The sequence below is a fragment of the Bifidobacterium amazonense genome (assembly GCF_018555435.2).
Taxonomy (GTDB): Bacteria; Actinomycetota; Actinomycetes; order Actinomycetales; family Bifidobacteriaceae; genus Bifidobacterium; species Bifidobacterium amazonense.
The window spans coordinates 1-9558 of record NZ_JAFEJT020000086.1 but is presented as its reverse complement, the minus strand read 5'-3'; the positions used below and the strand labels follow the sequence as shown (position 1 = coordinate 9558).

The following is a 9558-nucleotide window of genomic DNA, read 5'->3' as shown; positions in this document are numbered from 1 at the left end:
GTGGATAACTTGTTATGCACATTATCCACAATCCACAAACGTTGTAATTCCAACGTTTTGGCAAGTTATCCCCATATGCTGACCTGAATTATCCCCCAGTTATCCACCGCTTATCCGCACTTATGCCCAAGTTATCCACATCATTATCCACAGAATGTGGAGAACTACATGTGTGTAATTCCTTCCCTAACCACAAGATATAGTTCCGCACCACAGCCCAGGCCCGTATATCCGGTATTCCGACCTCCACAGGCCATGTTCCATGCATCATCGTCCGCATCGTCGTACGCGCCATCGGGCGGATCATCACGCATCGTCGCGCATCGCATCCGCAATCCGCCCCCGTGAGCCCGCCGGACTTATCCACAATCGCAGCGCGCAATCGTCCATCCGCGGACTGTCGTGGTACAACTCGAAGCGCCTGCACGCCTCGCCGGACTACAGGACACCACGGGATGTGGAGAACGAGTATTTCGACAGCAGACGGCACAAGCCGTCTCATAGCAGAGACGGAACAAAAACCAGACCGCTTCAGACGGGGCCGCCATTCACCACACCAACAACGACCTCCATACCGGCCAACGATCCGGCGTATCCGACATGTCCGGCCTGTCACACGGGGCGCGGACACGCAAGACGGCGGCCGTCGGACCCCATCGTCCGTCGGCCGCCGTCCCGCAACGCCGTCAACGCCGTCCCGCAACGCCGTCCCGCAACGCCGCCGCCAGTCGCCGCAATCAGCCCAGCAGCAGCCCGAGCACGCCGGCCGGATTCGCGACGTTGATCATCGCCACCAACACGATCATCACCACCAGCAGCGTCCCGCCGTACACGGCCGTGCGGTACGTCAGGCTCTTGCCGCGCAGCGAGCGCGGGCCGGACACCAGCAGCCACGTGAACAGGCCGCCGATCAGGAAGCCGCCGACGTGCGCCTGCCACGCGATGTTGCTCACCACGACCGGCAGCATGAAGTTGATCACCATCCACACGACCATCGAGCTGATGTCCGCGCCGATGCGCCTGTAGACGATCAGCATCGCCGCGAACAGGCCGAACAGCGCGCCGGACGCACCGTACGCGCCCGTCAGCCATTCGCCGGGCACGATCAGCGACCAGACCATCATGCCAAGGCTGCCGCCGATGCCGGAGACCGCGTACAACGCGAGGAACGGCCAGTGTCCCATGAGTTTCTCGAGCACGGGGCCGACCGACCACAGCGCGAGCATGTTGAACAGGATGTGCAGGATCGACGTGGGCTGGTGCAGGAACAGCGACGTGACGAACGTCCACGGGCGGCTCACGGCGAACACCGGGCGGAACGTGCCCGCGCCGAGCATCAGCGACAGGCCGGTGGGCCAGACGAACGACAGCAGCAGTTCCATGACCCACACGGCCACGCAGATCAGCAGGATGGCCGAGGTGAAGACGGGGCCGTTGTCGCGCCACTGGTAGCGGATGTGCCGCTTGTCGAACATGTCGCGCAGGGGAGGGACGCCGGGGAACAGGGTGAAATGATGGTTTGCCATGGTCCCACTGTAGCGGCAGGGCGTGTAAATCCACCCAATCGTCACAAAAATCGGCCTATGATGGAGAGCAGAGTTGGCTTGGATGGGCAAGCCGGCCGCACGATTGGGAAAGGAGCCGTCATGGAGAACAAGTCTTCTAACGGTTGGAAGTTCTTCGCGCTGCTGTTCGGCGCGTTGCTCGCCGGTCTGGTGGGTCTGTACATCTACAAGCAGCAGAACCCGGATTATGACCCGTGGGAGGAGCCGTGGGAGAACAGCTCGTCTCCCGTGGATCTCGGCCTGAACAAGGGCACCGAGGAGCCGGCCGCCGACAAGGACGCCGCCGCCGAGCCCGAGGCCGCCGAGGCCGACAAGCCCGCCGAAGCCTGATTGATTGACTGATTGACATCGGCGAAGCCCCGCACTGCGAATCCGTAGTGCGGGGCTTTGTCATATGCGGCTTGTATGCGGCTAGCGCCGCCCTCATAACGATGATGCCCCCACCCGGCGCAACGCCGAGCAGGGGCATCGTCACATCAGCAGGCCGTTATCAGGCGAGCGGACGCAGTCCGATGGACTGAGCATGTGTGTGTCCGCAAGGCGCACCGAGGGAAGACGTGCTCAGCACGTCGACCGAGGAGCAACGCAGCGGACACTCCATGCTCAGGCCAGCGGACCGGTGTGCCAGATGTGCGGCGCCGTAAGCAAACAGTCCAGTGGACTGTTTGTAGGCGACGCCGAACGGCGACAGCCGTGAGGCAGGAACCAGCGCGCGTCTGGCGCACCGGTTCCGAGCCGTCAGGCGAGCGGACCGGTGTGCCAGATGCGGTCGAGGTAATCCTGGATCGAACGATCGGAGCTGAAGTAGCCGGAGTTCGCCACGTTGAGCAGGGCCTTGCGGTTCCACTCGAGCGGCTGACGGTACAGGGCTTCGATGTCGGACTGGATCTCGGTGTACGCGGTGAAGTCCGCGAGGGTCATGAACCAGTCCTTGGTGAGCCAGTCGGCGACGAGCGGCGCGTAGGTGTTGCGGTCGCCGTTGGAGAAGGTGCCGTCGGAGACCATGTCGATGGCGGCCTTCAGGCGCGGGTCGGCCTCGTAGTACTTGGCCGGCGAGTAGCCTTCCTCGTACAGCTTGTCCACCTCGTCGACGGTCATGCCGAAGAGGAAGAAGTTCTCGGCGCCGACGCGCTCGCGGATCTCGACGTTCGCGCCGTCGAGGGTGCCGACGGTCATCGCGCCGTTGAGGGCGAACTTCATGTTGCCGGTGCCGGACGCCTCCTTGCCGGCCTGCGAGATCTGCTCGTCGAGGTCGGTGGCCGGGATGAGGTGCTGGGCGAGGCGCACGTTGTAGTTCCACGGGAAGTACACGTTGAGCTTGCCCTTGACGTCCGGATCGTTGTTGACGACGCGGGCGACGTTGTTGATGAGCTGGATGGTCATCTTGGCCAGGTAGTAGCCCGGGGCGGCCTTGGCGCCGAAGATGACGGTGCGCGGGAGCACGTCGTCGACGTTGACCTTGCCGGACTTGATGTCGGCGTACTTGGCGATGAGCGCGAGGATCTTGAGGGACTGGCGCTTGTACTCGTGCAGACGCTTGACCATGGTGTTGAACATGGTGTTCGGGTCGAGCTCGAAGCCATACTCGCGCTTCGCGTAGGCGGCGAAGTCCTCCTTGTTGGCCTGCTTGACGGCGGCGAACTTCTTGACGAACTCGTCGTCCTTGGCCAGCGGCTCGAGGCCCTTGAGCAGCTCGAGGTCACTCAGCCAGCGATCGGTGCCGAGGCCTTCGGTGATGAGGGCGCTCAGGCGCGGGTTGGCGAGGCGAATGAAGCGACGCGGGGTGACGCCGTTGGTCACGTTGGTGAACTTGTTCGGGTAGATGTCGGAGAAGTCGCGCAGGGTGACGTCCTTGAGCAGCTCGGAGTGCAGCGCGGCCACGCCGTTGACGTGGGAGCCGCCGGCGGTGGCGAGGTACGCCATGCGGACCTGCGGGTTCTCGCCTTCGGTGACGATGCGCATGCGGTCGATCTTCGCCTTGTCGCGGGTCTTGGTGGCCAGCTCGGCGAGGAAGTTGGTGTTGATCGCCTTGATGATCTCGAGGTGACGCGGCAGCAGCTCGCCGATCAGCTTGGCCGGCCAGACTTCCAGCGCTTCCGGCAGGAGCGTGTGGCAGGTGTAGTTGAACGTGCGGGTGGTGATGTCCCACGCGGTGTTCCAGTCGTAGCCGTACTCGTCGATGAGGACGCGCATGAGCTCCGGGATGCCGATGACCGGGTGGGTGTCGTTGAGCTGGAAGGTGATCTTGTCCGGGAAGGTGGTCAGATCCGGCTTGTCCTGGCCCGGGTAGAACACGCGGATGGCGTCGTGGATGGACGCGGAGACGAAGAAGTACTGCTGCTCGAGGCGCAGCGCCTTGCCCTGCGGGGTGGAGTCCTCCGGGTAGAGGATCTTGGAGATGTCCTCGGCCTTGACCTTCGGCTTGACGGCGTTCAGGTAGTCGGACTTGTTGAAGGTGGCGAGGTCGAACTCGTCATAGCTCTTGGCGGTCCACAGGCGCAGCGTGTTCACGCGGCCGGAGGCGTAGCCCGGAACCATGTAGTCGACCGGGACGGCGCGCACGGACCACTCCGGCTGCCATTCCTTGGAGCCGTCGGCCTTGGTGACGACCTTGCCGCCGAAGTTGACGCGCTGGGAGCGGTTGTAGTCGGTGTGGCCCCACGGCTCTTCGTTGGCGAGCCAGTATTCCGGCTTCTCGACCTGCTTGCCGTCCTTGTCGAACTCCTGCTTGAAGATGCCGTAGCGGTACTGGATGCCGTAGCCGAAGGCGGGCACGCCGAGGGAGGCGAGGGAGTCGATGAAGCAGGCGGCGAGACGGCCGAGACCGCCGTTGCCGAGGGCCGGCTCGTATTCGGCGTCGATGACGTCCTGCGGCTTGAAGCCGAGGCCTTCGACGGCGGCATCGAACTGGTCGATCATGCCGGCGTTGAGCAGCGCGTTGCGCAGCTGCTTGCCCATGAGGAACTCGGCGGACAGGTAGCCGACGGCCTTGGTGCTGCCGTTGATCATGTCCTGCTGGGTCTGGAACCATGCGTCCTGCAGATAGTGGCGGACGACGAGCGACGAAGCGACGTACACGTCGGCCGGAGTGGCCTGATCGGGGGTGACGCCCTGCGCGTACTTCAGCTGTTCGCGGATGCGGTCAGTGAACTCTTCGGTCGTGACCGGCGACTTGGGTGCGGTGATTTCAGTCATGTCCTGAACTTTCCTTCCGGTTTGTTGTCCCTTGGCCATTATGCCCCGTCACAGTAACAGTGCATGAACGACAAGGTGAACGCTGCCTTACGTCCTGCAATCGTTTGCATCAACGATGCCATCATACAACACAATCCGGGACATACAACGTAGTGTCGCAATGTCGGACTCCATCGCAACGCCGCCACATCGCGGCAAGCGCTTGCAAACGTTACGCACAATCGTTCCGTTGAATCGTGCAAACCGTTGCGGCAAGCGCGATATGAAACCGGTTCGATACCGACCGTCGTGACATCCGACGGTCATGACAAGCCGGCCTTGCATGAGCCGCCAGCGCGCGACGCGAGCGCAACGACGTCGGTCAGTACCGCATGTTGATGCCGTGACGACGCCCCGACCGCATGATCAGCCGGAACAGCGTGTAGCCGAGCGCGACGAACGCCGCCGACTGTCCGCACAGCCACAGCCAGTCCGTCGCCGACAGTGCGCGGCCGGCGATCGCGTCACGCGACATCGCGATGCCCTGCGTGATCGGCAGCAGCCGACCCAGCAGCTCCAGCGGACGCGGCAGCTGGTCGATCGGCATCGCGACACCGCCGAGGAACATCATCGCATAGCCGATCAGATCGCACCACGACGCGGTTTTCGTATACCGCACCGTCAGCGACGCCATCACCATCGTCAGACCGTACAGTCCGACGAACGTGACGAGCGCGATCGGCACCACGGTCCACGAAAAGCCGACCGGCGCGCCGATGGCCACGAACAGGACGATCAGAAACACGATATCGATCACGATGTTCACCACCGACCACGTGAGCGTCTTGACCGTGATCTGCATGAGCATCGACGACGGACGCAGCATGAGCTGCGTGAACGTGCCGGTCTGCTTGTCGGACGAAATGGACACGCTCGACTCGGTCACCAGCGTCGACGCCGCGTTCCAGAACAGAAAGCCGACCCAGTACGACGGGTCGGAGCCGAAGTCGGTCGCGAAGACGAACATCGCGACGACGATCGCCGTGACGGCCATCGACGAGAGATAACTGGAGATGTAGACGCGCGTTTCGTCCAGATACCGGCGGACTTCCGCCACGTACAGAATGGCGAACGCGCGGAGCGGATTGCGGCCGGGAACGGGACGCGCGGCCGCGGACGGTCGTTTTGAAAGCGCGGATTGGCTCATGATGATTCCTTATATACAACGGCTTGCGTGTATGCGTGAAGCGCAGGGCTACTCCGGATTCGCTTCCTGGCTCGTCTCTTGGTCGAAGATGCCGAGCAGCACCTGTTCGAGGGACTCCGAATCGTCGCCGAGCACGGCGTAATGCCGCATGAACGTGTCGAAGGTGTCCGCAAACAGGGTCCGGCCGTGTTCGATCAGCACCACGTCGTCGGCGATATGCTCGATGACCTCCGACTGGTGCGAGGTCATCATCACGGCCACGCCGTCGGCCAGCGAGGCATGCACGGCGTTGAGGAAATCACGCTTGGCGACCACGTCAAGGCCAAGCGTGGACTCGTCGAGCAGCAGCACCTGCGGGCGGGGGAGCAGCGCCGTGACCAGCGCGAGCTTCTGCTGCGTGCCGCGCGACCAATCGCCCACACGCTTGTCCATGTGCCGGCGCAAATCAAGCACATCCAGCAAACCGGCGCAACGCTCGCGCGTCTCACGGCGACCGAACCCGTACAACGCACCCTGATAATCGAGATTATCCCAGCCCTTCAAACTCATGTAGGCGAGCGAACTGTCCTCCAACACCGCAGACAGGCGACGGTACAGGCCGCTGCCATAGTCGGCGATCGGCCTGCCGTCGAGCATAATAGAACCGGAATCGGGGACCAGCAGACCGCACGCCATGCGCAGCAGCGTCGACTTGCCCGCGCCGTTCGGCCCGACCACCGCCGTCACATGCCCCGGCTCGAGCCGCAAACTCACATCACGCACCGCCTGCATGTCCCCGAACGATTTGGAGACATGCGAAATCTCAAGCATCTTCAGTCCCCTCATTGATATGGCGATCTCATCCGCGTCGACCATACGCCCCCCCCCGTGCACAAACTATCTCGGGGCGGGCAACGATGACCACAGTCCTGCGAAAACGCATATCGGCATGGCCGATTCCAAGAGCTGGCAAAATAGTGGGCATGGCTGTGATTCGCGAACAGGACATCGAGAAGGGGCGCCGCGCATGGCGGCAGTGGGTCGAAGCGGCACGGGAGCAGTCCGTGGCCGCGACGACGGACAGCAGGACTGCGATCGGCCACGATGCGGCCGGTGCCGGCGGCGCCGCGGCCGCAGACGCATCTGCCACGGCGGGCGGATTGCGCGACGACAAGGCGACGAGCTGCGGACCGGATACGGATCACACATTGTCGATCAGTCCGGAACTGCCGCGGCCGGTGTGGGCAATGTCGGTCCGGTACACGCTGTTCCTGCTGGAGCGGCGGGCGCCGGGACCGGGCGTGGAGGTGCGCGTCGCACCGTGGGGAGCGATCAAGATCCTCGACGGGCCGGCGTCAGACCCGCATAATCTCACCCCGCCCGACGTGATCGAACTCGAACCGGACGTATGGCTTCGGCTCGCCGCCGGCATCACCACATGGGCACAGGAGAAGGACGCTGGGCACATCACCGCCGTCGGCGAGCGTGACGATCTGAGCGATCTGCTGCCGCTGTGACGGATCCGCGTCGGACTTGGCCAGCCAGCGGCGAACCCGGTGGAGACGGATCCCGGACCGCCGACTCGAGTGGCCGATCCCAGCCTGCGTGGCAGATATCTCTCGCTGAGCCGCGTTCAGCGAGAGAAAACCGCCACTAAGGGTCCGAGGTCAGTCACTGAAGACGAGCGAGCGATAACGGAACGAAGCGAAACCAAAGAAAAACGGGGCTCCGGATGCCGGTAACATCCAGAACCCCGCGCAAGAGTCTTTGCAATCGGCGACAACCGGCGAACAATCAGGCCTTCTTCGGCTTGAGGGCGCTCGGAACCGGCATCGGGATCGGCTTGTGCGGCTTCGGCGCGGCAGGCTTGGCGGCCGCGGCCGGAGTGACCGGGAATTCGCCGCTGGTCGCCTTCGCGGCGGCCTCGGCGGCCCACTTGGCGTACTCGTCGAGATCGTCGTCCGCGGTCGACGCGGCCGGCGACGCAACGGACTGATCGTCCGAATCAGCGTCCGCATCGTGGTCGTGCGCATACTGGGCTTCGATATCGGCGAACGGATCGGGCGAGAAGGCACCCGGCTCCTGTGAGCTCAGCTCCTTGGCGAGCTCGTCGTAATCAGTGTCAGTGGTCAAATACTTGAGCTTCCGGGCAATTTTCTGCTGCTTGGCTTTCTGACGTCCGCGGCCCATGTGACCCCCTGAATAATTACTGTACGTGTTGATTCATCACATAAGAGAGTACCACTTGTTTGCCGCGCCATGCTTGTCGTCTCGGACTTTTACGATAAAAGCGATATTTTCTAGGTGTTTCAACACGCGCAAAGGCGGGAACGAATGACGGATGAATCCCAGGAACAGCAGCTGACCGCGGCCGGCAACGAAATGAGCGCGAGCTTCCTCGCGGCGAAGAAGCGCTCCGACGAGACGCTCGCCAAGCTTGAGGCGAATCCGGGCAAGTTCACGATGCTCACCGGCGACCGTCCGACCGGACGCCTGCACCTCGGCCATTACTTCGGCTCCATCAAGGAGCGTGTGGCCATGCAGAACCGCGGCGTGAACACCAACATCATCATCGCCGACTACCAGGTCATCACCGACCGCGATACCACCGAGCACATCCAGGACAACGTCCTCAACCTCGTGCTCGACTACATGGCCGCGGGCATCGACCCGCAGAAGACCATGATCTTCACGCACTCCGCCGTGCCGGCCGAAAACCAGCTGCTGCTGCCGTTCCTCTCGCTCGTGACCGAGGCCGAACTGCACCGCAACCCGACCGTCAAGTCCGAAATGGAGGCGTCGGGCCACGCGCTGACCGGCCTGCTGCTCACCTACCCGGTGCACCAGGCGTGCGACATCCTCTTCTGCAAGGCGAACGTCGTGCCGATCGGCAAGGACAACCTGCCGCACGTCGAGATCACGCGCACCATCGCGCGCCGCTTCAACGAGCGCTACGCGAAAAAGCACCCGGTGTTCCCGGAGCCGGCCGCCATCCTGTCGGATGCGCCGGAGATCCCGGGCCTCGACGGACGCAAGATGAGCAAGTCGTACGGCAATTCGATCATGCTGGGCGCCACCGCGGAGGAGACCGCCAAGCTCATCAAGAAGAGCCCGACCGATTCCGAGCGCCGCATCACGTTCGATCCGATCGCACGCCCGCAGGTGTCCGCACTGCTGACCACCGCTGGTCTGGTGACCGGCCGTGATCCGAAGGAGATCGCCGACGAGATCGGCGAGGCGGGTGCCGGCGCGCTCAAGGCGTACGTGATCGAATCCGTGAACAACTTCCTCGCTCCGCATCGCGAACGCCGCGCCGAGCTGGCGAAGGACATGGACTCCATTCGCGACATCCTGCACGACGGCAACGCGCGCGCGAACGCCATCGCCGAGGAGACCCTCGAGCAGGTGCGCGAGGCGATGGGCATGAAGTACTGAGTGCCCTCGCACCGAACATTCGGGCTTGTGAACCATGGGGTTGGTTCACAAGCCCTTTTTGTTGCTTTGTTGCGCCGACCGGCGCGTGCCCGAACATAGCACCCGAACCGGTGAACCAGATCTTCCGGCTGTTCTCCAGACACCTCAGAACCACCTGACGCCTGCGCGACCGCCGGTTTGACGATCGAGAGGCTAAAT

General features: G+C 63.3%; 8 protein-coding genes. 3 read left to right on the top strand and 5 right to left on the bottom strand.

Annotated elements, in window-relative coordinates; genetic code table 11:
• Positions 1-737 precede the first annotated feature (737 nt).
• Positions 738-1526 carry a rhomboid family intramembrane serine protease gene (locus JS533_RS12825; protein ID WP_241515118.1) on the bottom strand — a complete coding sequence of 263 codons (789 nt, stop codon included), beginning with the start codon at positions 1524-1526 and terminating at the stop codon, positions 738-740.
• A 120-nt stretch (positions 1527-1646) separates the two neighbouring features.
• Here JS533_RS12825 and JS533_RS12820 point away from each other — a divergent pair, with 120 nt between their 5' ends.
• Positions 1647-1895: a hypothetical protein gene (locus tag JS533_RS12820; protein WP_241515117.1), complete on the top strand. Its 249-nt coding sequence runs from the start codon at positions 1647-1649 to the stop codon at positions 1893-1895.
• Positions 1896-2303: 408 nt separating this feature from the next.
• Here JS533_RS12820 and JS533_RS12815 read toward each other — a convergent pair whose 3' ends face one another.
• From JS533_RS12815 to JS533_RS12805, 3 genes are all read right to left on the bottom strand, one after another.
• Positions 2304-4760, bottom strand: a complete 2457-nt coding sequence (locus tag JS533_RS12815) for a glycogen/starch/alpha-glucan phosphorylase (RefSeq protein ID WP_241515115.1) — start codon at positions 4758-4760, stop codon at positions 2304-2306.
• A 361-nt stretch (positions 4761-5121) separates the two neighbouring features.
• Complete coding sequence (locus JS533_RS12810; protein WP_241515113.1) at positions 5122-5946, bottom strand: ABC transporter permease; 825 nt, start codon at positions 5944-5946, stop codon at positions 5122-5124.
• A 48-nt stretch (positions 5947-5994) separates the two neighbouring features.
• Positions 5995-6801: an ABC transporter ATP-binding protein gene (locus tag JS533_RS12805; RefSeq protein WP_241515111.1), complete on the bottom strand. Its 807-nt coding sequence runs from the start codon at positions 6799-6801 to the stop codon at positions 5995-5997.
• Between the two features lie 107 nt (positions 6802-6908).
• Here JS533_RS12805 and JS533_RS12800 point away from each other — a divergent pair, with 107 nt between their 5' ends.
• Entirely contained in the window at positions 6909-7442 is a 534-nt protein-coding gene (locus tag JS533_RS12800) for a sterol carrier family protein (protein ID WP_241515109.1), read from the top strand.
• A 277-nt stretch (positions 7443-7719) separates the two neighbouring features.
• Here the strand turns inward: JS533_RS12800 and JS533_RS12795 are convergent, their stop codons facing one another.
• Positions 7720-8115 carry a DUF3073 domain-containing protein gene (locus tag JS533_RS12795; protein ID WP_241515107.1) on the bottom strand — a complete coding sequence of 132 codons (396 nt, stop codon included), beginning with the start codon at positions 8113-8115 and terminating at the stop codon, positions 7720-7722.
• 144 nt (positions 8116-8259) lie between these two features.
• On the opposite strand from JS533_RS12795, the gene trpS reads away from it, so the two are divergent.
• On the top strand, positions 8260-9360 hold the full coding sequence (gene trpS / locus JS533_RS12790) for a tryptophan--tRNA ligase (RefSeq protein ID WP_241515106.1): 1101 nt from the start codon (positions 8260-8262) through the stop codon (positions 9358-9360).
• The last annotated feature ends 198 nt before the right edge of the window (positions 9361-9558 follow it).